Source organism: Psychrobacter sp. UBA6739 (genome assembly GCF_002453835.1).
GTDB classification, from domain to species: Bacteria; Pseudomonadota; Gammaproteobacteria; order Pseudomonadales; family Moraxellaceae; genus Psychrobacter; species Psychrobacter immobilis_A.
Genome location: NZ_DKHR01000005.1, coordinates 17271 through 43907, shown reverse-complemented (window position 1 = coordinate 43907; position 26637 = coordinate 17271). Strand labels below are relative to the sequence as shown.

The 26637-nt window shown below is 42.2% G+C and carries 22 protein-coding genes and 1 pseudogene; 6 read left to right on the top strand and 17 right to left on the bottom strand.

The annotated features are described in order from the left end of the window. Positions 1-14 precede the first annotated feature (14 nt). Positions 15-920 carry a LysR family transcriptional regulator gene (locus B2575_RS01555; RefSeq protein ID WP_290190067.1) on the bottom strand — a complete coding sequence of 302 codons (906 nt, stop codon included), beginning with the start codon at positions 918-920 and terminating at the stop codon, positions 15-17. A 294-nt stretch (positions 921-1214) separates the two neighbouring features. Here B2575_RS01555 and B2575_RS01550 point away from each other — a divergent pair, with 294 nt between their 5' ends. The 3 genes from B2575_RS01550 (at position 1215) to lldD (ending at position 5960) form a co-directional block, all read left to right on the top strand. Continuing rightward, positions 1215-2918, top strand: coding sequence for an L-lactate permease (locus tag B2575_RS01550; RefSeq protein WP_296239927.1), 1704 nt, complete (start codon positions 1215-1217; stop codon positions 2916-2918). A gap of 35 nt (positions 2919-2953) precedes the next feature. Beyond that, entirely contained in the window at positions 2954-4690 is a 1737-nt protein-coding gene (dld, locus tag B2575_RS01545; protein WP_296239926.1) for a D-lactate dehydrogenase, read from the top strand. 127 nt (positions 4691-4817) lie between these two features. Next, positions 4818-5960: an FMN-dependent L-lactate dehydrogenase LldD gene (gene lldD / locus B2575_RS01540; RefSeq protein WP_193836978.1), complete on the top strand. Its 1143-nt coding sequence runs from the start codon at positions 4818-4820 to the stop codon at positions 5958-5960. 246 nt (positions 5961-6206) lie between these two features. On the opposite strand, the gene B2575_RS01535 is transcribed toward lldD, so the two are convergent. Beyond that, positions 6207-7475 carry a tyrosine-type recombinase/integrase gene (locus tag B2575_RS01535; protein ID WP_198329930.1) on the bottom strand — a complete coding sequence of 423 codons (1269 nt, stop codon included), beginning with the start codon at positions 7473-7475 and terminating at the stop codon, positions 6207-6209. Positions 7476-8690: 1215 nt separating this feature from the next. Further along, the gene (locus B2575_RS01530) at positions 8691-9176 is read right to left on the bottom strand and encodes a hypothetical protein (RefSeq protein ID WP_296239925.1); all 486 of its coding nucleotides are present in this window, start codon (positions 9174-9176) and stop codon (positions 8691-8693) included. A gap of 395 nt (positions 9177-9571) precedes the next feature. On the opposite strand from B2575_RS01530, the gene B2575_RS01525 reads away from it, so the two are divergent. Then, positions 9572-10237, top strand: a complete 666-nt coding sequence (locus tag B2575_RS01525; RefSeq protein WP_296239924.1) for a hypothetical protein — start codon at positions 9572-9574, stop codon at positions 10235-10237. Positions 10238-10387: 150 nt separating this feature from the next. On the opposite strand, the gene B2575_RS01520 is transcribed toward B2575_RS01525, so the two are convergent. The 10 genes from B2575_RS01520 to yghU form a co-directional block, all read right to left on the bottom strand. Continuing rightward, complete coding sequence (locus B2575_RS01520; RefSeq protein ID WP_296239923.1) at positions 10388-11131, bottom strand: zinc-dependent peptidase; 744 nt, start codon at positions 11129-11131, stop codon at positions 10388-10390. Between the two features lie 88 nt (positions 11132-11219). After that, a complete protein-coding gene (gene rhuM, locus B2575_RS01515; protein ID WP_296239922.1) occupies positions 11220-12212 on the bottom strand; it encodes a virulence protein RhuM/Fic/DOC family protein in 993 nt (330 codons plus the stop codon). Between the two features lie 87 nt (positions 12213-12299). Continuing rightward, positions 12300-13370: a helix-turn-helix domain-containing protein gene (locus B2575_RS01510; protein WP_296239921.1), complete on the bottom strand. Its 1071-nt coding sequence runs from the start codon at positions 13368-13370 to the stop codon at positions 12300-12302. 10 nt (positions 13371-13380) lie between these two features. Beyond that, a complete protein-coding gene (locus B2575_RS01505) occupies positions 13381-13623 on the bottom strand; it encodes a hydantoinase B/oxoprolinase family protein (RefSeq protein ID WP_296239920.1) in 243 nt (80 codons plus the stop codon). Continuing rightward, the gene (locus B2575_RS01500) at positions 13565-14065 is read right to left on the bottom strand and encodes a hydantoinase B/oxoprolinase family protein (protein ID WP_296239919.1); all 501 of its coding nucleotides are present in this window, start codon (positions 14063-14065) and stop codon (positions 13565-13567) included. Before B2575_RS01500 ends, B2575_RS01505 begins: the two co-directional genes overlap by 59 nt. 418 nt (positions 14066-14483) lie before the next feature. Further along, positions 14484-15032 carry a peroxiredoxin-like family protein gene (locus B2575_RS01495; protein WP_296239918.1) on the bottom strand — a complete coding sequence of 183 codons (549 nt, stop codon included), beginning with the start codon at positions 15030-15032 and terminating at the stop codon, positions 14484-14486. A 192-nt stretch (positions 15033-15224) separates the two neighbouring features. Beyond that, positions 15225-16469 carry a DUF819 domain-containing protein gene (locus B2575_RS01490; protein WP_296239917.1) on the bottom strand — a complete coding sequence of 415 codons (1245 nt, stop codon included), beginning with the start codon at positions 16467-16469 and terminating at the stop codon, positions 15225-15227. A 176-nt stretch (positions 16470-16645) separates the two neighbouring features. Then, positions 16646-18313, bottom strand: coding sequence for a DEAD/DEAH box helicase (locus B2575_RS01485; RefSeq protein WP_296239916.1), 1668 nt, complete (start codon positions 18311-18313; stop codon positions 16646-16648). A gap of 583 nt (positions 18314-18896) precedes the next feature. After that, positions 18897-20168: a DUF1176 domain-containing protein gene (locus B2575_RS01480; RefSeq protein ID WP_296239915.1), complete on the bottom strand. Its 1272-nt coding sequence runs from the start codon at positions 20166-20168 to the stop codon at positions 18897-18899. 359 nt (positions 20169-20527) lie between these two features. Continuing rightward, positions 20528-21382 carry a glutathione-dependent disulfide-bond oxidoreductase gene (gene yghU / locus B2575_RS01475; RefSeq protein ID WP_296239914.1) on the bottom strand — a complete coding sequence of 285 codons (855 nt, stop codon included), beginning with the start codon at positions 21380-21382 and terminating at the stop codon, positions 20528-20530. Between the two features lie 355 nt (positions 21383-21737). Here yghU and B2575_RS01470 point away from each other — a divergent pair, with 355 nt between their 5' ends. Then, complete coding sequence (locus tag B2575_RS01470) at positions 21738-23114, top strand: DHA2 family efflux MFS transporter permease subunit (protein WP_296239913.1); 1377 nt, start codon at positions 21738-21740, stop codon at positions 23112-23114. Between the two features lie 191 nt (positions 23115-23305). Here B2575_RS01470 and bfr (B2575_RS01465) read toward each other — a convergent pair whose 3' ends face one another. The 3 genes from bfr (B2575_RS01465) to B2575_RS01455 form a co-directional block, all read right to left on the bottom strand. After that, entirely contained in the window at positions 23306-23785 is a 480-nt protein-coding gene (bfr, locus tag B2575_RS01465; protein WP_296239912.1) for a bacterioferritin, read from the bottom strand. 67 nt (positions 23786-23852) lie between these two features. Continuing rightward, positions 23853-24341: a bacterioferritin gene (bfr, locus tag B2575_RS01460; RefSeq protein ID WP_045456174.1), complete on the bottom strand. Its 489-nt coding sequence runs from the start codon at positions 24339-24341 to the stop codon at positions 23853-23855. 436 nt (positions 24342-24777) lie between these two features. Continuing rightward, a complete protein-coding gene (locus B2575_RS01455) occupies positions 24778-24969 on the bottom strand; it encodes a (2Fe-2S)-binding protein (RefSeq protein ID WP_045447323.1) in 192 nt (63 codons plus the stop codon). 378 nt (positions 24970-25347) lie between these two features. Here B2575_RS01455 and B2575_RS01450 point away from each other — a divergent pair, with 378 nt between their 5' ends. Beyond that, positions 25348-25677, top strand: a complete 330-nt coding sequence (locus B2575_RS01450) for an ArsR/SmtB family transcription factor (protein ID WP_045456178.1) — start codon at positions 25348-25350, stop codon at positions 25675-25677. Between the two features lie 152 nt (positions 25678-25829). Here the strand turns inward: B2575_RS01450 and B2575_RS01445 are convergent. Further along, a pseudogene (locus B2575_RS01445) lies at positions 25830-26549 on the bottom strand (sulfate/molybdate ABC transporter ATP-binding protein); the annotation flags it as partial. Between the last annotated feature and the right edge of the window lie 88 nt (positions 26550-26637).

Below are 26637 nucleotides of genomic sequence, written 5' to 3'. Positions count from 1 at the left end.
AACAGGCTTATGACTTAGCAGTAGTAAGCCTGTTTTTGATGTAATGAGTCTCGTAAATGTGCAACGAGCAGTTTTAACTTTTGATCCGGTTGTCTGGCCTTAGGATAAACCGCATATAGCCCCAGCTTCTTGCTGGTAAAACATTGTAAAATCTGCGTGAGTGTATTTTTCTGTATCTCCTCATAGATCAACACTTGTGGTAAAAAAGCGATACCTAAATCACTAAGCGCGGCTTGTTTAATTGCACTCAGATGATTGCTATGAAACCGACCATGGACAGACATTAATTGCTCTTTGCCGTCTATATATAGCGGCCATGTACTGTTAGCCGTATTATCAAACTTATAAACCAAGCACTCATGATTCTGTAACTGTTCAGGAGTTTGAGGCGTACCATGTTGCTTTAAATAGGCTGGAGTCGCGCATATAATCCACTGGCTATCTATAAGGCGCCTTGCAATGAGTGAAGAATCTTCAAGCACAGCGGTCCTTAGTGCCAAATCAAATCCTTCCTCTATCAAGTCAACCAATCGATTGGTAATTTGTAACTCTACTGATACTTCAGGGTGTTGTTTACAGAATTCGGCAATAGATTCGCTAAATATGAAATTCGCAGAGACCACAGGCATGGTTATACGTATATGGCCTTTCATATCTTCGCCGTAACCCGTGACAGCATTTTCAGCTTCTTGAAAGGCGGATTTAGCAATTTTAGCTTTGTTATAAAGCGCCCTGCCTGCATCGGTTAAGCTCAACTTTCTAGTGGTTCTATAAAGCAGTTGTGTATTTAAGTTCTCTTCTAATCTCGCAATGCGCTTGCTCACTACCGAGTTCGTCAATGATAATTTTTCAGCGACTCTAGAAAATGACCCTTCTTCGACAACTTGGACGAATAAAATCATGTCGTCAGCTTTGGTCACACTTGTTCTCCAATTGTAGTAATGCGGATTAGATTATAGCAAAAAAGGAAAATAACATTGTCCATTGATGCAATATATCAATGAATTAACAAGGCGTAGACTATTCCAGGGCGTTTTTGACATTGGGACATAAACTGTCGCAAGTCGTGCTCGGCTTTGTCTACAAGACAGCTTTAGTAAATAAGCAGTCCCTATTTGTGAATATTTAATACAACTTAGTCATCATGGGTTCGTCAAAATAAAGGCTTCGATGACTTGGTTCAGGGAAGATCACACAATCAAAAGGATGTAATTTTGAATCAAACAATATATGGGCTTTTGGCATTACTGCCAATCGTTCTCTGTGGTATTTTTCTGATAGGTTTGCAATGGTCAGCTAAAAAAACAATGCCTATCATTTTAGTGGTTACCGCAGCGCTTGCCATTTTTATATGGGATATGACGCTTAACCGAGTGTCATCATCTATTATTCAGGGTTTGGTCATTACGGTTTCGGTATTGTGGATAGTCTTTGGTGCTATTTTTTTGTTGAATACATTGAAACACACTGGTGCAATCGCCGTTATCCGTGCTGGGTTTACCAATGTGTCGCCAGATAGGCGTGTGCAAGCCATTATTATTGCATGGTGCTTTGGCTGCTTTCTTGAGGGTGCCTCTGGTTTTGGTACAGCTGCCGCTATTGCAGCGCCTTTGCTGGTGGCAGTAGGATTTCCGGCGCTGGGTGCGGTGTTGATGGGAATGATGATACAAAGTACACCTGTATCATTTGGTGCGGTCGGTACGCCTATTGTGATAGGGGTAAATGATGGGTTAGATAAAGCTGCCATTAGTGCTCAACTGGCACAAGAAGGAGTACAGTGGGGCGAATTTTTACAACTGATTACCAGTCAAGTCGCCATCATTCACGGTGTCATTGGTACGTTTATGCCACTTTTTATGGTGATGATGCTCACTCGCTTCTTTGGTAAAAACAAAAGCTGGCGGGAAGGCTTTGCGATTTGGCCGTTTGCAATTTTTGCAGGCTTGGCATTTACAATCCCTTATATGATAACTGGTGTTTTGTTAGGGCCAGAGTTTCCGTCACTGGTCGGTGGCTTGGTCAGTATTACTATTGTTGTTAATGCTGCTAAAAGAGGGTTTTTGGTGCCAAAAACCACATGGGATTTTGAACCGCAAAAAAACTGGCCGAGTGAATGGCTTGGTAAGTTAGTGGTCAGTAAAGAAGATATTACGCTGACCTTGAGTGATAAGAAAATGTCCACCCTTATGGCGTGGTTTCCTTATTTACTGGTGGCCCTTTTACTGGTGTTTTCAAGAGTATTTACAGGCTTTCAGTCTTTACTTAACAGTGTGGCAGTAGACCTAACCTCGATTTTAGGTGAGACAGATATCAGTGCCAGTTTTAGTCCTTTATACTTACCAGGTGGCTTGTTACTAATTAGTGCTTTGGTTGCCGCCGCTTGTCAAACTAGAAAGCCCGTCAGCGCCCTAAACAGTGCCTTTAAAGAATCAGGTAAGACTGTGTTAGGGGCAGGTTTTGTACTTATATTTACGATTCCAATGGTTAGAATTTTTATTAATTCAGGCATAAACTTATCAGATGTGGCAAGTATGCCAGTCGCCAGTGCAGAGTTGTTTTCAGGTACTTTTGGTAATGTTTTTCCATTGATTAGTGCAACCATTGGTGCTTTAGGTGCATTTATCGCCGGCTCTAATACCGTATCTAATATGATGTTCAGTCAATTTCAATATGAAGCCGCCATGAGCTTACATATTTCACCTTCTCTAATCATCGCGGCGCAAGCGGTTGGTGCCGCAGCCGGTAATATGGTTGCCATACATAACGTGGTGGCTGCATCAGCAACGGTGGGTTTACTTGGTATGGAGGGCGCCACACTTAGGCGTACTATTTTACCCACCATATACTATGTGTTGTTCTGTGGCATCATCGTCATGGCCGCCATTTACATTTTTGGTTTTCAAGGTCCCTTGGCATGATGAATGACACACCATTACAAGATAAGGAGCGTCATATGTCTTCGTCAAATCACGATTCTCAAGGCATGCTTAGTCCTGATCAGGTGTTAGATAAACTAACCAACTTGCTAGGCGCGAGTAATGTACAGGCTGATCCAGAGAAAAATGAGCACTATAGAATGGGGTGGCGCTCTGGTGGCGGCAGTGCCTTAGCGGTTTTGTTTCCGCAAACATTGCTGGACATTTGGCGTAGCTTAGAAGTGTGCGTTGAAGGCGACTGTATTATCATTATGCAAGCGGCAAAAACAGGCCTGACTGAAGGCTCAACACCAAGCGGTAATGACTACGATAGACCCGTTGTGGTGATTAATACGCTTGCCATAAACCAGTTGTATTTGGTGAATGATGGCGAGCAAGTGATTAGCTTGTCTGGGGCGACATTGCATCAGTTGCAAAGTCAGCTTAATGCTGTCAATAGAGCGCCTCACTCTGTCATCGGTTCCTCGACGTTAGGTGCGTCTATTATTGGTGGTATATCTAATAACTCTGGTGGAGCTCTGGTTAAAAGAGGGCCTGCTTACACCGAGCTTGCATTGTTTGCCCAAATAAATGAACACGGTCAACTGGTGCTAGTCAATCATCTAGACGTCAAGTTGGGTGATACTCCTGAAGAAATATTAACGAATTTGCAAAACGGTCATTTTGATAGAAGAGAATTACCTGACACTGGTAAGCTCGCATCTGACAGAGAGTACATCGCCCGAGTAAAAGATGTTGATGCAAGCACGCCCAGTCGCTTTAATGCGGACAAGCGCAGACTGTATGAAGCAAGCGGCTGTGCTGGCAAGCTTGCCGTATTTGCAGTACGTCTTGACACTTATCCAATAGCGGCAAAAGAGCAAACTTTCTACATAGGCACCAACAGTGTGAGTGAGCTTGCACAGCTCAGAAGACAGATACTATCCCGCTTCGACAATATCCCTGAAGTGGGCGAGTATATGCATCGTGATATATTTGATGTCTCCGCTAAATACGGTAAAGACACGTTCTTGAGTATCAAGCATCTCGGTACAAATGCTTTACCTAGACTGTTCTCTATCAAAGGCGCTATGGATGCAAAATTTCATAAGTGGTCATGGATGCCAAAGCATTTCACTGACAAAGTCATGCAGTTTATCGCTACTCTATTTCCAAAGCATTTGCCCAAGCGCATGATGGAGTACCGTAATCAATACGAGCATCACCTCATCATAAAAATGAGTGATGAAGGTATAGCAGAGGCTCAAGATTTTCTGAAGACGTTTTTTGATGCGTCGGACACGGGTAACTATTTTGAATGTAGTCAGGAAGAATCAGAAAGCGCGCTTTTAAATCGTTTTGCCGCAGCCGGTGCCGCATTACGCTATGAAGTTATACATGAAAAAGAGGTCGGTGAGATATTAGCGCTGGATATTGCCATACCACGTAACGAGCTAGAGTGGCTTGAAAGCTTGCCTGAAGACATTGAAAAACACTTAGAAAAGAAGCTGTATTACGGACATTTCTTTTGTTATGTGTTTCATCAAGACTATATATTAAAGAAGGGCAGTGATGCCAAGCTTGTTAAAAAGATGATGTTAGAGCTATTGAGCGCACGCGGAGCCAAATATCCTGCTGAGCATAATGTCGGTCATCTATACGAAGCAGAGCCTGATTTGCAGAATTTCTATAAAAGTCTAGACCCAACCAATAGCTTTAATCCCGGCATCGGTAAAATGTCAAAAACCAAACGTAACTGCTCGTGCTGTTTGTAATAGGCAGTTTGGGCTAAGCTTGCTGCTTCAAAAACAAGCCAATTGCATCCATCGTTTAGCACTAATCAATAAATAATTAGAGATTCAAAAATATTACATAGATATCTAACAGAATAAGGGCAAGCGTATGATTATTTCATCTCCAAACGACTACAGGGCTGCTGCCAAGCGCCGACTGCCACCATTTCTATTTCATTATATAGATGGCGGTGCTTATGAGGAATATACCTTAAAACATAATGTTGAAGATTTATCAAAAATTGCCCTTAGACAACGTGTACTGAATGATATGTCACAGCTTAGTCTCGAGACGCAGTTATTTAATGAAACTCTGTCTATGCCTGTCGCGTTGTCACCCGTAGGTCTGACAGGTATGTATGCCCGCCGCGGAGAAGTGCAGGCCGCTATGGCAGCCGATCAAAAAGGCATTCCGTTTACCATGTCGACAGTTTCGGTTTGTCCGATTGAGGAAGTAGTGCCTAAAATTAACCGTCCAATGTGGTTTCAGCTTTACGTATTAAAGGACCGAGGTTTTATGAAAAATGCCTTGGAGCGTGCCAAAGCGGCGGGGTGTTCGACCTTGGTTTTCACGGTGGATATGCCGGTACCAGGGGCACGCTACCGAGATATGCACTCTGGTATGAGCGGTAAAAATGCCGCTATGCGCCGTTACTTCCAGTCTGTGATGCATCCGCAATGGGCATGGGATGTAGGACTGAATGGCCGTCCGCACGATCTGGGTAATATCTCTACTTATTTAGGCAAGACAACAGGATTGGAAGACTATATAGGCTGGCTAGGTAATAACTTTGACCCCTCTATTTCTTGGAAAGATTTAGATTGGATTCGCGAGTACTGGGATGGGCCTATGGTCATCAAAGGTATTTTGGACCCAGAAGATGCCAAAGATGCGGTGCGTTTTGGGGCAGACGGCATAGTCGTATCCAATCATGGTGGGCGACAACTGGACGGTGTTTTATCCAGTGCACGGGCGCTGCCTCCTATTGCCGATGCGGTTAAAGGAGAGATTAAAATTTTAGCCGACTCTGGCATACGTAATGGCTTAGATATTGTGCGTATGTTGGCTTTGGGCGCTGATATTTGCATGCTAGGGCGCGCTTTTATTTATGCTTTAGCAGCGGATGGCGGTGCAGGGGTAAGCAATTTGTTAGAACTGCTAGATAAAGAAATACGCGTCGCAATGACCTTGACTGGTGCCAAAACGATTGCTGATATTAATTCTGACTGTTTGGTAAAACTGGATAATTAAACTGAGGCTATAGAGTTTGTCAGTACATGAAGTGAGCTCATGCAGATAAGATACCGGAGATTAGAAGCCGTCAGATTGGTCGTTGATCACAAGCGCGAGGTTGCAGAAATTCCAATATCTAGGCTACCAACAATAGAATGTTAGGGTGTTTTGGTTGTTATGTGATGACTGGGAATGAGATGCTATGCAAAGGGCTTATTGTGCATTGTGAATGCTAATAGGTATATTATTAACGTAAAGTAAGTATTACGTTGAACCCCGGAGCTTATCTATATAATCAGCCCAATCTTGCATCATCAGTATTCGAGTATCAATTTCATCTAATCGGTTATAAGCGCCGCCATGCGTATCCTTTATTCGATGTCCTAATTGCAGCTCGGTCACGATATCTGAATAACGCAACTCAGGTTGCTCCATAAGTAAGGTTTTAGCTGATGCTCGAAATCCATGAGCGCATTGCACATCTTTGTAGCCAAGCCTATGAAATATTTGTACTAGTGTTGCTTTGCTAATATAAGGATTGCTTGAGACACGTATCGATGCAAATACATGTTCTTTGTGACCTGTGATTGCTTGTATTTTTCGTAAGCGCTCAATTACTTGAGTGGCTAGTGGTACAACTAAATGAGATACCATGTCATCACGACCTTCGCCTTTAGTAGGAGAAAACTCCCATAGCTTATTATCCCAATCTATATCTTGCCAACGCATAGACCGCAAATCGATACTACGCACAAAGACATACGGTAGTAAATTCATCGCTTCTAATGTGGTTTTACTTGCACCTTTGAAATGGGACATATCGTTCAGGAGGGTAGCAAACTGATCAGGCTTGGTAATGGCTGGTAAGTGGTTGCCTGAACTGGCAGGTGCGAGCTCGCCACGTGTATCAATAGCTACATTTCTATCGCATAATCCTCTTGCAACAGCAAATGAGAAGACTTTTTCGGTATAAAGCCTAGTGCTTGCACCAACGAAGGTTGCTTGATTTTCATTGTTTTGAATCGCCTCACATACACTCAATATCATCTCGCTTGTGATATCGTTCATTCTTAAGTCGCCAATCTCACGACACATATATCCTAGACATAAATCCCAAAATTTAAGGGTTGAGTCACTAAACGCGCGCTTTCTAGATTTACTATGGTGACGACTTGACGTTTTGTGATCTCGCCACGCTTGTGTGATTTCAGAAAATGTGGCGTTCTTTAGATGAGCATACTTATTGACTTGTTCTTTTTTATGAATGGCTTTAGGGTCGGAGCCTTGTGCGACCGTGCTAAGTATAGTTTCTGCTTTATACTTAGCTTCATATAGACTGACATCTTCGACCTTACCTAACATCATTCTAGGGCGCTTACCATCGATATGCGGATGAGCGTACCGTAAGTAGTATTCCTTTTTACCATTTGGATAAGTACGAATACTTAAACCCGCGATACCTGAGACACTGACCGAGTAATCTTTATCTCGGCATTCAAGTTTATTGATATCATTTAAATTATCGACAGTCATGATGTACATCCGTCAGTTTTATAAGCTAGGTAAATTGTGAATGTTAATCTATTAACTCTATACTTAGATTTAGAGCAATCTTTGCGCACGTTTTATAAATCTTGAAAAGCGTCTTCTGAGAAATACAGATAGCTATTGGACACTAACATGGACACTGTTATTCATTAGTTATTTTGCAAAACCCTTTAAATGAAAGGTTTTAAAGTATAATCATCCCCAAACTTCACTTGGGGATGATTATAGTATAACTACTGAAGGAGGAGTAGGCTATGCGTTTATTGAGCTGTAGGTTATTATTACTGGTTATTTTGGTCAAATAATTGGAGTTAATATAAGATGGATGCTTTGCCTAGCATTTGATTGAGCATATTTTTGAAAAAACCCATGCTCCTGTACGTGCACAGAATATAAAAATTATGGGCATAGTACTGTTCTGTGCAAATTTGGCGGTTGTCAAATTAGTGCTTTAGATGAAATTATATTACGAATAGTGAGGGGTTTTTGATAACTTAAAACAAAAAGTATTACAGCTTAGTTGGTCATGATATTCGCCACTATAAGGTAGTTCCAAACCAGACTTGCAGACAGGCTAAGTAGGAGCATTGTAAGATCATACCTGCGCTATTAGAATTGATATGAAGTAACAGATATCAAAAAGATTTATGATTTTTGAGCTAAGCTAATAATCTATAGGTAGTGATATCTTTATATGCCTAACGTATTGCAAGAGCATTCATACCAAAGAGCCAGATGATTAGAACACTAACAATTGAATGATAGTGAATTTTTCTGTTGGGTGATGATTAGGAATGAGGAATTGGATAAAGTGCTGATTGGCTATTCTTGCAAATGTAGCCAGTATGATGGTGACACATAGAACGAACTCATCAAACAGTTTAGCTTTAAAGCTTCGATGAGCGATAAAGAAGATTTAGTTAAGGTTTATCATAGTGATGATTGCAATACATTTGAAACGGTTATTAACTAAACTAACTAGTTGTTTATGATACATAACATAACCCCATGAATTTGCTATCAGGCACTACTTATTTAACATAATATACATTATGCGAAAACAAACCAATCGCTTTAGAAGTTAGGCTCATAGTCTTATACAGTGCCATTTATAAGCTCTCATGATTGGCACTGTGATTTTTATTCAGGGTTTATAGCTTTTTATATTTAGGTATTAATGAAAATAATGCTCAACATTTACTAGCGACAGGTTTCTAGTAAATGCTTGCGTAAAGACTTTCCATCTTCATCTAAAATCACATCGGCCACTCGGCAATCAGCATCGTCATCGGTACCATTACATGACAACTCATAATAAACATTGCTGCCATGTGCCAAACTCACTTGCACCAATCCTTGGTCAGTCATTGAAAACTGTTTGTCTTGGGCATAATCAGGATCTTGCGAATCCCACAATACATCATAATCAACATGACAAGATATTTTCTCTCTATCAAAATAGTCTTGCTCAATCTGCATCGCGGCTTGTAGATCTGGGTCGGCATACTGTTGCAATACGACCGGATTATCCATGCCTTGATTGCTGACGTCTTGCTGATACATGTTGCTAATGGTCGCTATTTTTATGGCTGCATAAGTCTGAGTTGACTCTGCTATATCAGCTATAGCAGAATTAGTTGCTATCAGTCCCATAGCTAGCAGCGTCAGTGAATAATGTGTTGGCATGGCGTTCTCTACGAGCTTCAATGATATAAGTATTATAAACCATTACATCATAACCATATTATGACTCTGCTGTATTATCGTATCATTCCGGTTTATCTACTAAAAACAATCTATTACTTAGGGTGCGTCCTCAATTCAATCGATTATTAACTAAATGGACTAAAAATGGCTAAATTTTGCCAAATATCTTTAAATAGCTTATGAATATCTTGATATTATTTGCGCTACTTTCCTTGTTTGACAGCAATTTATCTCATTTTCATCACCGTTTTTAGAATAAGGACACACCCTAGTAACTTTTAAATAACAACTTTTTGCTCAGTAATCTTGTGAAATTTGCCCAATTATATTCACAGTAACGTATATTTCGATAACCACTGCGATAAGGATGCCTTATGACCCTATTATCTACTTTTAAAGACCATTCATCTAAATTAACCGTTGGCGGCGCATTGGCTTTGGCGCTAGCAGCAACTGGCTGTCAATCTTCTGCTGAATCCAATATAGCCACTCCAAATCAATCTAACGGCCATTCATCAACGCCTGTTGTCTCCGATATCAGTCAGCAAACCCTTAAGCAGCAAGCCTTACGTATTCAGCGCGCGCTTGCAAATAAAGACTTCGCTCGCATCACCAATGATATTCATCCAACCCGTGGCGTCCGTTTTTCGATGTATGCCTATGTGCGTCCTGAGACAGACAAAGTCTTTAGCCGTGAACAATTCGCCCAATATTTGCAACAGTCCAAAATTCGTTTCACTTGGGGTGAAAAAGACGGTACGGGCGATCTACTCGTCACGCCACTACCTACATATTTAGACACGTGGATTGATGCTAGCAAATTTAACAATGCCAGTATCAGTATTAATGAGTTCCAACACAGTGGGAATATGATTAATAACCTGAAGAAAATTTATCCCAATTCAGAGGTTGTCGAGTTTTATCATAAAGGCTCGGAGGAATACGCTGGTATGGATTGGCGCATCATGCGTTTAGTGTTTGAAGAGTATCAAGGTAAACGCTATTTGGTCGCTATTGTGAATGAGCAATGGACAACTTAAATAGTTTTTATCTATAAAAATATAGACTTAAAGAAAAAATAAGCCAAAAAAAAGGCAGTGTCATGAAACCCATGCACTGCCCTTTTTTATTGCTTCTTCATGTCTATATATTCATTATCGAACATTAATAGTGACTATTAATGATTTTGATTAAAGTGGTGTTTGGTGAAAAAACTTCACCATTATGTCGTAAATATCAGGGTAAGCATCGACCAGCTTTTGCGGCGTCTCAAAAAATACCTCACTGAGCACTGCAAAAAACTCCGCTGGATTGGTCGCGCCATAACGATCAAGACCTGATTTATGATGGCTTTGAAAATCCTCAAAATCTCGTGTCATAATTTCAGTCCAGCGCGCAGGATCCATATCCGCTTGCAGTGGTGGAAAGCCGTTGGCACGACCATTTAACATATCAAGCTTATGCACAAACTCATGAATGACCACGTTATGACCATCGCGCTCCCCTGAATGTTTGGCATCCTTCCACGACAGAATAACGGGGCCACGCAGCCATGCTTCGCCGCTACGGTGCTGACTACCCTCATGGACAATGCCCAGCTCATCGACAGTGGTAGTTTCACTCTTATAGGAACCAGGATAAATGATAATGGCTGACCAGCCAGCATACCATTCAAGGCTAAGGTTTAAGATAGGCAAGCAAGCTTGCAAGGCGATGGATTGCTTAACCGCATTGGTAATCTCGAAACCCTGCGCGCCAGTAATCGACTTATCCGCCAAAAACAGCGTCGCCAGCTCAAACAAGCGTGTTAGCTCGTCCTCATTTAACCGATCAAGTATCACAATACGCTGAGCCGCTTGCAGCCAGTCAGCATGAGTAAATTCGCTATTGTCCAGTATGCGCTGCTCGCGCCAGTCTTTTATCATGCTAAACATATTGAATTTCCTTTAATTTTGTTGTTAGACTGTGCTTTTTATTATTAGCGTTATGAGTATTACGTGCCACGGATGATAAACCTATTTATTAACTCTCTAAAGACAGCATATTCATAATCAACTTAATCAAGGTTTCTTTTTGGTTGGGGTCAGATTCAGCGACCAACAAGGTTAATGCGGCAAGCCCCGTGTTATTGATAACCATGTCACCTTTATCATTAAGCAGTCGATTATTACGATGCAAAAAATCCACGAACAAAAAAGCGCCGCTGCGTTTATTACCATCGGTAAAAGGATGATTTTTGACCATGAAATATAGCAGATGCGCCGCTTTACTCTCGATGGTCGGATATGCAGGCTCACCAAACACCGTTTGCTGTAAATTACCCAGTACGCTGTCCAACCCATCACCGCGAGGCTTAGCAAATAGCTCAGTCGCCTCGCCTCTATTTGTCAGCTGCGCTTTTAAATCCGTCAGCGCTGCCATCGCCTGAGTCGGACTGGGTAAGATACCGCCATCCTCCCCTGAAGGATTATCAAGCAAGCCTTCATCATAACGCTGTAACCATAAGAATGTCTGTGTATAACGGCTGATAATTTCAACCAAGCCGCGACCTTCATCGGTGTTCAGCTCAGGACTTTGCGCGGTTTTTCTGATCAAATTTAATGCTTGTTGTAGCTCGCTTGAGTTTTTATCAAAGCGCTCTTGATTGAGCGTATAGCCTTGGACCAAGTATTCACGTAAGCGCTGCGTTGCCCAGCGTCTAAACTGCACACCTTGAGGGGACTTGATGCGATAGCCCACTGAGATAACCACATCTAAGTCATAAAACGTCACAGGGCGATCAGAATTTGCAATATGCATTTTTTGCATATTGCTTTTCTCAGCGATCTCTTCATCGTTTATAGCATTGGCAATATGACGCGAAATTACTGACTGATCACGACCAAACAACTCAGTCATTTGTGATTGTGACAGCCAGACCGTATCCTGTCCAAAACGTACGTCTACCTGCGCTTTTCCATCAGCGCTTTCATATATCTCTACTTTTGCTGTTTTATCATTCGTAGCACCAGTCATCTTGGTTCTTCCTTAAATATAAATATACGCGCTAATGTTCAATGTATAAATCATACAGCGACTGCATAACAGAGTACATAATAATGACTACCCTGTGCTTGGTGTATCTCGCGGCGAATAACCGAAATGTTGCTTATAAATGCGTGAAAAATAACCTTGGTCGCCATAACCGACTCTATGCGCCACTTCATCTATAGTCACGTAGCTTTTGGTTTTTAAAATGTGATTGGCCTGCTTTAAACGCAATTTCTTGACCCATTCCGAAAAACTATAGGGCAACTCAGCAAACAGTTTATGCAAGTATCTGACAGATATATAACAAGCAGCAGCGACGGTCTTAGGATTAAGGTCAGAACTTGCTAAGTTTAGACTTACATGGTGTTCTATCCGTTTTAAGTGTACCGATTGTATGGACGAGCTGGTACTCATCATCACCTCTTTCGGGGTGATCAATGTCAATACAATAAGGTTAAGCAGCTGCTGCTCTAATATTTTTATCTCTAAATCACCCAGATGATTGTTATGAATAAGCGCCAGTATTTGACCAATTTGAAATACCAGCAACCTGCCTGCCCCTTCATCAATAGACAGACTGCGGGCAAACTGCCGCTCTATGGTGCCCATTTGCGTAGTGAGTAATGCGAGCGGCACTTTGATCACATACAGTGATGCTTCGTGCAGATGATAGAACTCATAAGGTAAGCTGGACAGTTCAATAAAGAATTGACCGGGTTTAGAGGTCAGCTGCCGTCCTTTTTGAGTAAAACGAACGTCGCCTGTCATAGGAAAGGTAATTAAAATACTGTCATCAATATAGCCAGAGCTCTGTCTGCCGCGATTATAGTGCACAGTATTAGCATGATAGTGCGAAACACCTATCTCTAGAAGCTTAGCATGTTGCAAAAAACCAGAAAACTTATTCGGTTGCCGAAAACTAACATCAAGATCAAAGTAAGTCTCATTGATGGTATGTTTCCAATCGAAGGCACCTAAGGTTTGCATGCGATCCGTTGCTGGCATCTCTAACCCTGAGGGGCTTAGAAGATTTTTATTCATTGATAAATCATGTGCAGAGGTATCGTTTGTCTGACCTGCCTGCAACTGTAAGGTTTGATGAGAGGTATTTTGATAACGATTTGGCTTTTGATTTGCATTCATCCTTGAACACTCAATATATGGTATACATCAGCTCTTCAATCGCCGCACGGACGGTCTCTACGCCATACTTGTCTAGCAGCGCAATCATGTTACGCTCACCGACGGCACAAGCACCATACTGAGCATTAAGATCGCCTTCTTGGTTACGACGAGAGCGCATATTACTATGAATTAAATTAATGACATCACGACGCCTAACGCCTTTTTCCCATATTTTGATAGGCGGAATGCGGAATGCGCAATCCTTCGGCATATATCTCTTTAGCATCTGGATTATATCCTGCTGGTACTGGACCACCGATATCAGTGACGTGACCTTTACATACTGTCCAAAATACCAACTTACCCTTATAAAACACTGGCTTATACATACAGCAATCTAGAATATGACTGCCCATCATCACGGGATCGTTATGATAAATAACGTCTCCTTCATGAATGTCATCACCATAATATTCGGCAACAGCTTTCATGGCTGGCATGAGCGAGCCTAGATGAATAGGAATATCCTGCCCCTGTAAAATCATCTCAGGCAAATGATCAAACAAAGCATTGCTATAATCGTGAGCTAAGTTGAAGACGCTAGAGCGTGCGGTTTTTTCTAAGGTTGTCGTCATCTCGCGCTGCGCCGTTTCTAAGGCACCACGTACGACGGACAAAGTAATAGGATCAATTGAAGTGTGAGCTTTGCTCATGTGAGACTCCCTGTCTAGAAATTTATATCAGAAGATATGAGTGGCTCTGTAAAATATAGCGCCCAATGTGGCCGTCAATACTTAACAATTACACTCATTCTTTGTCTGGTCGTCATCTATCCTAATGACGAAGCTTTTTTACTATAGCGAGGTTGTTAGCAAATAGATTGACTGACAGTGCAGAGTTTTTGACTGTGAGTGCACACCTGTATGAATAAGTCTTGTGATTTCAGCTTTTGGAGAGAATGTTAACAATAAAGAGCGTTTGCAATAAAAAAGACAATGCATCGGTTATGATGCACTGCCCTATGAATTTACGTCTTTGACTATTTATTAGTTTAGTTTTGAGTTTACAGCCACACTTAAGCGTATTAAATGTCTGACATCAAGAAAAAATGCCGTCGTCAATAATACAGTCTTAAGCATAATCGTGTGTACCACGAATAGGATAGTTGTTTTCTGGATTTCTGATAAAGGCCAGACCATTTGCCAAGGCTTCCAGCTCAGGTCTAGTAAAAGGAGCATTGGAGATATCTACAATCTGAATCTTCCCTTCTGTATTGATAACAAACAAGCCGGGCTCTGCAAATGGATGATCGGTTTCTTTCTCTGAACGTGGGTTGGAGATATAAAGACCCAGCATTTTCATTTGTTCAACGGTCAGATCATAGGCGATAGGAAAGCTCACATTTATTTTTTCCAAATGACTTGCTACCTGCTCTTTGCTGTCACCTGAAACAGCGATGACGTCGACACCCGTTTCATTAAATGCTGATTTTAATGTTTCTAACTGATTGAGGTATTTGGTGCAAATGGGACAGTGTTGACCTCGGTAAACAACCACCATTTTCCAGTCATGACCATTTTCGGGCTTGCCTAATAGCGTCATGTCGCCATTATAAGTGGGTACTTCGATAGTAGGAAATGTTGCACCAGCAATGATTTTTGGGTTGTAGTTTGCTTGCATTGTTTTATCCTTATAGTTTTGGGTTAAAAATATTTAATATCAAATTTGAGTGTTTGCTCAATTTGGTATGTATTGATACTACAAGCAAAAAGCCGACGGTGAAGTCGGCTTTTTGTTATTAACTTAGTATAAATTGAAAGTTTTTCTCTCTGTAGAGATATGACTGGTCAATGCTGAGCATTATATTCGCGCTCACCCTACTACCAAGCGCATCAATTGGGTACTAATATAGCCACCGAAAGTGCCTACCGCATAACCGAGAATACCCAAAAACACACCTACAGGTGCAAGCGATGGATGAAAAGCCGTTGCGACAATGGGTGCTGATGATGCACCGCCAGTATTGGCATTAGAGCCGACTGCCAAAAAGAAAAATGGTGCTCGAATTATTCTAGCCACAGCAAAGATGATGACAACGTGAATGCTCATCCATAATAAACCAATAAGGAGCAGTCGCCACTGCGAGACGATACCCGCAAGATTGATTTGCATACCAATAGCAGCAATTAAGATAAAGATAAATACCGTACCAATTTTGGAAGCGCCCACATGATCAAGGCGACGTATCTTGGTAAAGGAAAAAATTACCCCTATCAAGGTTATAATCACAACCATCCAAAAGAACGAGCTGGCAAAGCTGTATTGCACTGCCCAGCTATAGGGCGCAAAAAACCCTGCAATTTGACCACCAATAAAGTGTGCGACACCCACCATAGCAAAGCATAAGCCAAACATCACCATCAAGTCATTTAAAGTTGCTGGACGAGCATTGTCACGCTCATAATTCTCAACCGCCTTAATCACTTTATCAATACTACTGGTATCTGCCCTCAATAGCCGATCTATCTTATTGCTATGCTTCGCCAATACCAAGATAGCCAATAACCATAATGAAGCATTGGTGGTATCGACCAGAATCATCATCCCAAATAAATCATCACTGACGCCAAATAGCTCCTTCATCGCTGCTTGATTTGCCGCGCCGCCGATCCAACTACCCGCCACCGCCGAAAACCCACGCCATAGCGTGTCATCGGTAAACATCTCAGGCGATACCCATTTAGCGACACCCAAGCTGATTGGTCCACTAATAATAATCGCGATACTGGCGGCGAAAAACATGGCGATGGCTTTCCAGCCTAGCCCCAATATCTTTGGCACATCCATCGACAAGGTCATTAATAGCAAACTTGCTGGCAACAGATACGTGGCAGTAAAGCCATAAATCTGTGAGCCGATACCGTCAGCGAAGACGCCTAAACTATTAAGCGTTGCAGGTATAAAGCAGCACAGCACGATACCGGGCAATACCGCATAAAAGCGCTGCCAGAATTTACCGGGTAATCCTTGGGTATAAAAAACCAAACCGATAATAGCCATAATGATGCCAAAGGCCAATGGCAGGCTATCAATAGTTAAATGAGAAATATCGGGCATCAAATAGCTCCGCAGCACACGATGAATAAAAGCTTGTTAGTATAGACAAGGTGAAAAAAACGCGCAAGCAGCGATCGAATAAACACAAAAAAGCCAGATAACAAGTATCTGGCTTTTTTAGTGCTATCTTTAGGCGATCAAGCAATTAATAACTTTAATGACCGAATATAACAGTATTACGAGTTGTTACCACGGTTGCCGCCGTTTGGACGACCTTGACCACGGCTGTCAGAACGACCTGCTGGGCGACCTTGGCTGCCACTTGGACGACCACGACCTGTTGCAGCACGCTCACCACGTGGAACGCCAGTGCTATCGCCGCGGCTAGGAGCACCAGTGCGCTTGCCTTGATACGGCTTGCCACCTGAACGCTCGTTTGGTTTGCCTGACGCGTCACGTGGCTTACCTTGATAACCGCTGTCATTGCTAGCGCGTTGACCAGTTGATGCGCTGTCGCTTGAGCGACCACGAGCATTAGCAGGATTGCCTTGATAACCACCACCCGCGCGACCACGGCCTTGACCATTACCACCGCCGCCGTTTGAACGACCACGACCGCGACCACGACCATTACCTTTATTTTCGCTAGGTACATAAGTCTTCTTAGGCTCCATGCCTTCGATGATACATACTTCCATTTTGCGATCTAAGTAACGATTGATAGCGTTTAGCTGTGGACGATCATCCATGCTACATAAGCTGATAGCGATACCAGTACGACCAGCACGACCACAACGACCGATACGATGGACGTAATCTTCAGTTTGGCGTGGCAAGTCATAGTTAATAACGTGCGAGATAGCTGGGATATCTAGACCACGAGCAGCAACGTCAGTCGCTACTAGGATTTTGACTTTACCATTACGCAAGTCTTGAACGATACGGTTACGCTTGCTTTGTGGCAAATCACCATGTAGGAAGCTGGCTTTATGACCCGCTTCTTGTAGCTGTTTGGCCAGTTTTTCAGTGCTACGTTTGGTAGCAGCAAAGATAATGATCTGTTCCATATCTTGCTGGCAAACGATTTTGTCAAGTAAGCGGTTTTTGTGATCGAAATCATCACAGTAGTACACTTTTTCTTCGATGTGTGCAGATTCTACTTTGATTGATACACGCTCAGGGTTCTTAGTGAAGCTGGCAGCGATTTTACCTACTGGGCCGTCCCAAGTTGCAGAACACATAATAGTTTGACGATCAATTGGTGCAGCACGAAGGATGTCACTGATGTCATCAGCAAAGCCCATGTCTAGCATACGGTCAGCTTCATCAAGTACCAAAATTTCTAGGCTTGATAAGTCAACACGACCGGCATTGATATGGTCAAGTAAACGACCTGGGGTCGCAACGATAACTTGAACGCCTTTTTTCAACGCAGTGATCTGACCATTGTATGGTGCGCCGCCAACCAAAGGTACGCAGAATAGACCACGCATATCTTTAGAATAAGTACGTACGCTATCATGTACTTGCTGAGCAAGTTCACGCGTTGGCGTTAGGATAAGTGCTTTGGTTAGTTTGTCAAAGCTAGTAGCACGGCTTAAACGGTCAAGTACAGGGATAACGAATGCGGCTGTTTTACCACTACCGGTTTGCGCAGACAATAGTAAGTCGCGACCCGCTAGTGCAAAAGGAATGGCTTGTGCTTGAATAGGTGTTGGATTGGTATAACCACTGCGATCAAGCGCGGTCAAAATCGGCTTGGCAATGTCTAGTTCAGCAAAGGTAATTTGATCTTCATCAGTCGCGTCAGTAGTAGCCGCTTGATTATTAGTATCAGTATTTGGAGTGTCAGTGTTTTCGATGATGCCGTTTTCAGCGGCGATTGCAGATAAAATATCAGTCATGAGAATCCTTGGTAAGTATAAGTTGCTGTAAATTCAGCAAGCTTGATGCATACCACTGATAACCGTTCACCACGCTGCCTTTATTAAAGAATTACCGGACCACATGTAAGTGTCGATAATCAGAAGCCAAGCCAATAAAGCTTAGAGCCTCTACAATAAATGCGTTCGTGCTGTCTGACGTATTTTGGTGGTAGTGCCGAGTGTCTCATCCTTGTTTGATATCAGCGTATTATTAATGCTTTGTCCAAAGCAAATAATCGCGAATAACAACCAATTTAAACCACATTTATGGTTCGGTAGATAAGATATGAGTCAAAAATAACTGCTATTTTCATGACAGGTTATTTAAGTACACAAAATCATCGGCAACAATTACTTATGGTCATCCTAGACCCAAAATCGCAGGCGATGTTATCAATCTCATAATTCACGAAAGCCTAAGCTAACGTGGCGACGCAGTATAGCACAATAAAATATTATATGTAGCTATTTATTAAATTTCTCGGTAAATAAAGCAAATTTGCTTATAGATGTACGCATTCAATATGCTGAGTAATAAGACAATCAGCAGTATTATTGGCGGCTATCGCACCATTTTAACTTCGGTGACATACGTCGGCAATTGCCAAGCACCGCCCGCTTCAATCATACGGCAAAGCCCTGTGGTGCTTTCATGGCTTTTTTCAAATGCCTTGCCTGTCCATACCCAATCAGTCTTGGTTAAACAATCACCGATGCCGCGACCTTTTTGTACGGAAGTGATTTTACCCTTATCATAGCCAGTGGCGTTGGTGGTTACCAATGTTGGTTTATAAGGTTTACTGTCATTGATGACCCAGATGCCTGCACCAGTATTATAAGCACCTGTCCAGCAGTCATGTTGTGCCGACAGCTGTGAGCCATTCAGTCGGCTCACACGCCATGGTGATTTATCTGATAGATTGGGACAGTCACTATCCGCATCTTTCATCGTACTTTTCATCAGCGCCGCTAGCTGCGACGATTTCATCACAAACTTTCTATTGTCACTAGCGACGGCTTTCGGATTGGGCGCCACAAAGTGCAGTTTTGGTGCGGACTTGGGTGACAATACAGTGCTATTTGATTTGGCGGCACCATCAGTATTGATAAAGGCAGATGATGTCCCTACTCGACCTTGGGCTTCATCTGCTTTGAGCATGACGGCGCTAGCCCCTTTATCAGAGAGTTGCCAGCGTGAGTTACGTAGCACTAGCTCAATTTTGCTTGACTTAGTCAGTGCTTCTAGTAGCGCTGTGACTTGTGTTGGGGTCAGATCAGCATTACCTGCTGCAGTTGAAAACGGCTTGGTTTCGCCATAGTCTCTACCATTGATGAACAATGATATACGATGACGATTGCCAAGTTGCATCAAGGCTTTAGATGAGCTTTCTTTAGCACCGCCCAGCTTTACCTTGCCATCCACACCAGCATTTGCGCCTGCACGGCGTATGAGCAATACCGATATAGGAAATTCACTATTGTTTTCTGCTTGATAGCCTGCCAGCCGGCACGTACGGGTATTGTCGCAGACTACTTGCCAGTCTTGATTGGTAAATTCAACGCCATTGCTGGCCATCGTCGCTGTACTAAATAAAGCTGCGCTGATAGCAGCAAACATAGGTAATCGTATTTTATTTTTTATCATCAATAAGAGTATCTTTTTTATTTTTTTAGGATGGGTGGTTAAGTTGGCTTTGTATTGCAATATTGAGTATCGATCAGCATCTATCTGTTGATCGTTATAAATGGCGCTGAGTTTGGTATTGATAACTTTTAATTCGCTAGCTATCGCCTGTCGTGAGAAGTTGATCCGTTTACGGTTATCATCCTTCATAATCGTTATCCATCAATATAGTCAATCTTATTTCAATCAGATATGTTGTCTGATTTACTCAGTCTATTATAAGTGGCTCTATTTGCCTTGCTGGTATCCCAATAATATTAAACCAATCAAAGAAGCAGTATAAATACCCGCTTATTAAGGTGTTATCTGCTTGAGGTACTCAAGCTATCTTAACGTACTAAGGTTTCTATCTGTTGTACTAATGTATCATTGTGTAAACAGGTAAGTATATCTCTATTTTAATATAACCATATATGAATATAGAATAGCAAGATGTCGGATAAAATCAAGGCTGATAAGCAAATAGCCTATCAGCCTTGATTTTATTAATGCGTCTGTTATCGATAGGTTTAGTCAATAGGCTTTAATGACAGGTCTACGGCACGCTTAACGGCTGGACGTTCAGCAATTGCCTGTGCCCAGCGCTTCACATGCTTGTAGTCATCAACTTGCAGGAACTCGGCGGCATCATAGAGCTTTCCAAGCACCAATTGTCCATACCATGCCCAAATAATCATATCCGCAATATTATAATCGGCTTCGTTGTCGCCACACATATATGTGCTGTCTTTTAGATGGGTATCCAGCACATCGAGCTGGCGTTTGGTTTCCATGGTATAGCGGTTGATCGGGTACTCTAGCGGTTCAGGCGCATAAGCATAAAAATGTCCGAAACCGCCACCTAAGAACGGCGCACTGCCCATCTGCCACATGACCCAAGACAAACACTCTGCCCGTGCTTTGCCAAGTGACAAAGGCATAAATTGGTCAAATTTTTCTGCCAGATACATCAAGATAGCACCAGACTCAAAGAGCGCTATCGGCTCGCCAGCTATATCAGCAGAATGATCAACCAAGGCTGGAATTTTTGAGTTAGGGTTTATGGCTACAAAGCCAGAACCAAACTGCTCTCCTTGAGAGATATCAATTTTATAGGCATCATATTCAGCACCTTTAACACCAATCTCGGCAAGCTCTTCTAACAGGATATTGACCTTGACGCCATTTGGCGTATTCAACGAGTACAGCTGTAATGGCGCATCGCCTACTGGCAGCGCTTTCTCATAGCGAGCACCCGCTGTTGGGCGATTGATACTGGCAAACTTACCACCGTTTTCTTTGTCCTGCGTCCAAACCTTTGGCGGGATATATTTATCGTTTTGCCCATCGGTATGATTGCAAGCTTTGTTATTTTCCTGACTCATAATATATCCTCAGTTTATCTTTATCGTATTGTTGATGCTTCTAGTTGTATCGTCGGTAGTCAATCCAATCTCATATGATTGAGATGAAATTGACTATACTGCATATCTGTTGGCTTAAGTCGTTAGCGAGGGTTTACTATAACGATAACCAACCCTGATATTAAAGCCCTCTCTTGTAAGCAGTGTTAATATTATTATCTCTAAACACAGAATTTTATAACCTCAACCGCCAGCCGTTACTTTGATTCCCTTTTATTATGATTGAGTCTTTCTTATACTACTCGGTTGGTATAGCGAATTAGTCGTCAATAGACTATTTTGTTCATTCTATGATGGGATATCTAATGAGATTTACATGGTAACGCTAACCCCGACACAAGATAAATACTTGCCCTATGTGCTAGCGGTGGCGCTATTTATGCAAATTTTAGATGCCACTATTTTGAACACCTCATTGCCACAGATGGCACAGGCGCTGGGTGAGTCTCCACTAAAAATGCAGTGGGCGGTGATCAGTTATGCGCTAACTTTGGCCATATTTATTCCCATCAGTGGTTTTTTGGCGGATAAATACGGCACGCGCCGAGTATTTTTGGCAGCGATTATTATCTTTTGTATTGGCTCACTGCTATGTGCTGCGTCACCAACGTTGGATTTTTTGATTGGCTCACGGGTTATACAAGGTATTGGCGGGGCAATGATGACGCCTGTGGCTCGCTTAATATTGGTCAAATCCTACCCACGCAATAAGCTGCTGACCGTTATGAACTTTGCGGTAATTCCTGCTTTGGTAGCACCGCTAGTAGGACCGGTCTTAGGTGGCTATATCGTACAATATACCAGTTGGCATTGGATATTTTTGATCAATATACCGATGGGTATTTTTGGCTTTATCATGGGAAAAAAACTGGTTCCGGCACTATTTGAGGATACCAAGCGGCTTGATTGGACAGGATTTTTATTGTTTGCGGCAGCGGCTTGTGGGTTTACGCTTGCTGTAGAGTTCGGCTCACAGACTGGTCGCGGATTTTATGGGTTGCTGCTGAGTTTGGTGGCCAGTTTATTGATCAGTGCTTATATCTGGCACGCCAAGCGTCGTCAAGCACCGTTGTTCCCCTTGAGTTTGTTTGATATTCGAACCTTTCGTATTGGCATCACTGGTAACTTATTCACGCGCTTAGGTATTAGCGCTGTACCGTTTTTGCTGCCGTTGTTGCTGCAAGTGGTATTTGAATACTCACCGTCGCAGGCAGGTTGGCTCCTCGCACCCATCGCGGTCGGTGCTATCGGGATTAAACCCTGGGTCAGTAAAATTATTCAGCGTTATACTTATCGCAAAGTGCTGGTCTTCAACACGTTTTTGATGGGCACGCTCATCATTGTGTTGGCACAGTTTACCGATGCCTCACAGTGGCTGTGGTTTATCCCTATTTTGACCATAATGGGCGCTTGTAATTCTATGCAATTCAGCGCGATGAATACGATTACTATCGGTGATTTAGAAGGCGCTCAAACCAGTAGCGGCAATAGCTTGATGGCGGTCAATCAGCAGTTAGCGATTAGTTTCGGTATTGCTTTTGGGGCAGCGGTACTGACGCTGTTACGTGAACGCCTACAAATGGATACGCTGACAGCGTTTCAAACCACCTATTGGATACTTGGGATCTTAACCATTCTCTCGGGGCTGTACTTCTTACGACTTAAGCCCGAAGATGGGCGCGGCTTATACTGAGCCGCTGATATTTGGATTTTGGATAAAGAGTTTGAAAAAATATTGATTAAGCGTTGGTTTTGTCAGCAGTGCAGATAGTACGTATTGTCAAATATGAGACACAAAAATGCCAGCATATGAGTGATTATAAACCACACGACACGCTGGCATTTTTAGAGCATAGTACGATTCATTGTATCAACAATGAACCATTAAGGCGCGTCATCATCCATTTGTGATTGGATATAGCGCTCAACCCCAATGCTTTCGATCAAGTCTTCTTGAGTCTCTAACCAGTCTTGATACTCTTCATTACCATCTTTTAGCGTCACCAATAGCTGGCGCGACACATAGTCAGACTTTGTTTCACATAGAGTAATAGCATCGGTAATGATATCGAATTTTTGTTTTTCTAGGCGCAAATTGCATTCGATAATCTCTGGCACATCTTCACCGATGAACATCTTGCCGTAATCTTGCAAGTTTGGTAAACCGCCTAGCAATAAAATCCGGGCAATCAGCTCATCAGACCATTTCATCTCAGCGATGGATTGTTTATAGAAACTTTCATTGAGGGCTTCTAATCCCCAATGGCGCGCAATGCGCGCATGTAAAAAGTACTGGTTGATGGCAATCAATGACTGTCCGAGCACTTTATTTAAAGCGCGAATAACCTCTTTATCCCCTTTCATTATCTCTCTCCCTTTCATGTCGTTATTTATACTAAATACTATGGTTATTGTTCATATCTTCGTGACATTAAACAAGATTGGGAGTGACTTCAGCCATTTGGCTTTGCAGATAATTGGGCAGACTGATCATATCAATTAAGCGCAACTGTTGCTCAAGCCAATGCGCATGATCTTCTTCAGTGTCTTTTAGCTGTTCTACCAACATCTCACGCGTGACATAATCGCGCTCTGCTTCACAGAGAGCAATACCGTCTTTTAAGTGCTGTTGTACTTGATACTCTAGCTCAAGGTCAAGTTGCAGCATTTCAGGAACTGTCGCGCCGATATTGATAGCATTGACCGTCATTTTCGGCGTGCCGCTCAGCATTAGGATACGGCGAATAATAGATTGGGCATGTAGCGTCTCATCTGCCATCTCATGATGGATACGATCGTACAATTTGCCATAATGCCACTCAGCATACATTTCTGAGTGAATAAAATACTGGTCACGGGCAGCAAGCTCACCGCCTAACAAAAAATTCAAATAATCAATGACTTTTGGGCTACCTATCATAACCTATACTCCCCTATTTATATTTTACAGATCACCATACATTCATAATTACCCATATAAGGATAGTACTATTGGTAAACTGATCAGTAAAGATCAAAATCAACAAAACGTCTTACAACGTGAGACAGATATAGTAGCATATAGGCTCTATACAGCTTGTAATGTTATGAACTAAGAATAAGATGCTAATTGAGAATCATAATTAGCTAGCTTTAGTAACCACTGGTTTATCGCAACGATGGCTGCTAATGATGCTCAATATCATTGAAGTAGGTGTATGAGTAAAGTTATACGGACGCTCGCAACTTACCCTTTATGTATAATGGCCAAAGGATAAGTGCAGAATATTGAATGTATGTGGTATCGAGGCGTACTAGTGATATTGGTGTAGTGAGGTGATGAATAGCTGGGTAGTAAATCTCTGGTTTGATAATGCTTAAACAGCGTAAGCTAAGACATCGAGTCTAGCATGATGCTCATCTAAGTAATCGTTAACCATCGGTTCGCAGCAGCCACAGCAAGTCGCAACATCGAGGGTATCTTTTAGACCGTCAAGGGTATCGATACCTGAAGCAATGGCTGCTTTGATTTGCTTTTCTTTTACGTCATTACAGATGCATACGTACATGGTCTGGCTCCTCTGAATACCGCTATTCGGTAACTGCTTTTATTGCTCATAAATTTAGTGCATTGATGATAAAAATGGTGAGTAGAGTGTTTGTCTTGATATTCACGGTCATTTTTATGGCTTGATGTATAATAACGATAACTATTATCATTTGCAATAGCATTTGATATATTATTGGTATAAAAGTACAGTCATCAAAGTAGAGTTATATTGCACACAGTTAATTGATGTAAGTGAATATAAGCGTGCGTGTAACCGAATATGATGAAAGGTAGTAAATTAACGACGAACTGTAATTTAGCCCATTTTTTAATCGATTTTGTAGATAACTGCTGTTATATTGAACCCCTATTAACAAAGCCCAATTGGAATTGTTCTATGTCTGATAATAATTTTACGATACGACCTATCGAGTTATTTAAAGTCTTATCTGACCCGACGCGCTTAAAAATATTTCAAATTCTATTTAACAAAGAATCGCGCTGTGTTGGTGAGTTGGTAGAAATACTAGATCAACCACAGCCAACGATATCGCGTCATTTGAACCATTTAAAGAAACTCGGTATTTTAAGCTGTGTTCGCGACGGTACGTGGATGTGGTATGAAGTCGCTGACGACTTGCCAGAATGGTGCCAAGAGATTTTGGATATTACTTATAAGCAAATATCTAGCAAAGACATCGACATGTCCAAGCCTGCTGAGATATGATGACTATCTAGCATTATTGCTATCAACATTTGATCTTAATAACGCTAGATACCAAATGAAATTGAGACCTGCTATCACCCATAAAAAAAGACCTACAATAAATAGGTCTTTTTTTATGGGTGATAATAGAAGAACTGCACCAAATTTCACTATGCTAAGTCTAAAAAATCACTGATAAACGCATTGGCTGGCTGGTGTATCAGCTCCTCCGATGTGCCTACCTGCTCTACCCGCCCTTGATTCATGACCACGATCTCATCTGAGACGGCGCGGGCTTCTTCTTGATCGTGAGTGACCATAATACTGGTAATACCAAGCTCATGGTGGATGTTCTTTAACCACGTGCGCAGCTCTTTACGTACCTTGGCATCGAGGGCACCAAAAGGCTCATCGAGCAACAATAACTTCGGCTTCACTGCTAAGGCACGAGCCAGCGCAATCCGTTGACGCTGACCACCAGAGAGTTGATGCGGATAAGCATTGGCCACTTGTGGCAGCTGCACCAAGTCTAATAGCTCGGCAACGCGCTTATTGATATCTGCCTTACTTGGTCGCTCATTCTTTGGTAACAAGGTCAGTCCAAAGGCAACATTATCGGCGATATTTTTATGACGAAACAATGCGTAATGCTGAAACATAAAGCCAATATGGCGCTTTTGCACTGGCGTATTGGTCACATCCATCTCATCAAACAATATCTGCCCTGAATCAGCATATTCTAAGCCGGCGATAATGCGTAACAACGTCGTTTTGCCACAGCCTGATGGTCCCAGCAAAGTGGTCAGCTTGCCAGTCGGCACGGTGATATTGATATTATCTAAGGCGGTAAACTGACCGAATTTTTTATTAACGTTGCGAATCTCGATGCTCATAATGGGTTCTCTTATTATATCTTTGGTATCGTGGCAGATTTTTTGGTTACCGCATTTACATTATTAAATTAAATCTAATGCCAGCCCT

Excerpts from the sequence above, each read along its gene's own strand:
- dld (WP_296239926.1), top strand. The coding sequence starts at position 2,954 with ATGTCTTCGTCAAATCACGATTCTCAAGGCATGCTTAGTCCTGATCAG.
- lldD (WP_193836978.1), top strand. The coding sequence starts at position 4,818 with ATGATTATTTCATCTCCAAACGACTACAGGGCTGCTGCCAAGCGCCGA.
- B2575_RS01535 (WP_198329930.1), bottom strand. The coding sequence starts at position 7,475 with ATGACTGTCGATAATTTAAATGATATCAATAAACTTGAATGCCGAGAT.
- B2575_RS01530 (WP_296239925.1), bottom strand. The coding sequence starts at position 9,176 with ATGCCAACACATTATTCACTGACGCTGCTAGCTATGGGACTGATAGCA.
- B2575_RS01525 (WP_296239924.1), top strand. The coding sequence starts at position 9,572 with ATGACCCTATTATCTACTTTTAAAGACCATTCATCTAAATTAACCGTT.
- B2575_RS01520 (WP_296239923.1), bottom strand. The coding sequence starts at position 11,131 with ATGTTTAGCATGATAAAAGACTGGCGCGAGCAGCGCATACTGGACAAT.
- rhuM (WP_296239922.1), bottom strand. The coding sequence starts at position 12,212 with ATGACTGGTGCTACGAATGATAAAACAGCAAAAGTAGAGATATATGAA.
- B2575_RS01510 (WP_296239921.1), bottom strand. The coding sequence starts at position 13,370 with ATGAATGCAAATCAAAAGCCAAATCGTTATCAAAATACCTCTCATCAA.
- B2575_RS01505 (WP_296239920.1), bottom strand. The coding sequence starts at position 13,623 with ATGCCGAAGGATTGCGCATTCCGCATTCCGCCTATCAAAATATGGGAA.
- B2575_RS01500 (WP_296239919.1), bottom strand. The coding sequence starts at position 14,065 with ATGAGCAAAGCTCACACTTCAATTGATCCTATTACTTTGTCCGTCGTA.
- B2575_RS01495 (WP_296239918.1), bottom strand. The coding sequence starts at position 15,032 with ATGCAAGCAAACTACAACCCAAAAATCATTGCTGGTGCAACATTTCCT.
- B2575_RS01490 (WP_296239917.1), bottom strand. The coding sequence starts at position 16,469 with ATGCCCGATATTTCTCATTTAACTATTGATAGCCTGCCATTGGCCTTT.
- B2575_RS01485 (WP_296239916.1), bottom strand. The coding sequence starts at position 18,313 with ATGACTGATATTTTATCTGCAATCGCCGCTGAAAACGGCATCATCGAA.
- B2575_RS01480 (WP_296239915.1), bottom strand. The coding sequence starts at position 20,168 with ATGAAGGATGATAACCGTAAACGGATCAACTTCTCACGACAGGCGATA.
- yghU (WP_296239914.1), bottom strand. The coding sequence starts at position 21,382 with ATGAGTCAGGAAAATAACAAAGCTTGCAATCATACCGATGGGCAAAAC.
- B2575_RS01470 (WP_296239913.1), top strand. The coding sequence starts at position 21,738 with ATGGTAACGCTAACCCCGACACAAGATAAATACTTGCCCTATGTGCTA.
- bfr (WP_296239912.1), bottom strand. The coding sequence starts at position 23,785 with ATGAAAGGGGATAAAGAGGTTATTCGCGCTTTAAATAAAGTGCTCGGA.
- bfr (WP_045456174.1), bottom strand. The coding sequence starts at position 24,341 with ATGATAGGTAGCCCAAAAGTCATTGATTATTTGAATTTTTTGTTAGGC.
- B2575_RS01455 (WP_045447323.1), bottom strand. The coding sequence starts at position 24,969 with ATGTACGTATGCATCTGTAATGACGTAAAAGAAAAGCAAATCAAAGCA.
- B2575_RS01450 (WP_045456178.1), top strand. The coding sequence starts at position 25,348 with ATGTCTGATAATAATTTTACGATACGACCTATCGAGTTATTTAAAGTC.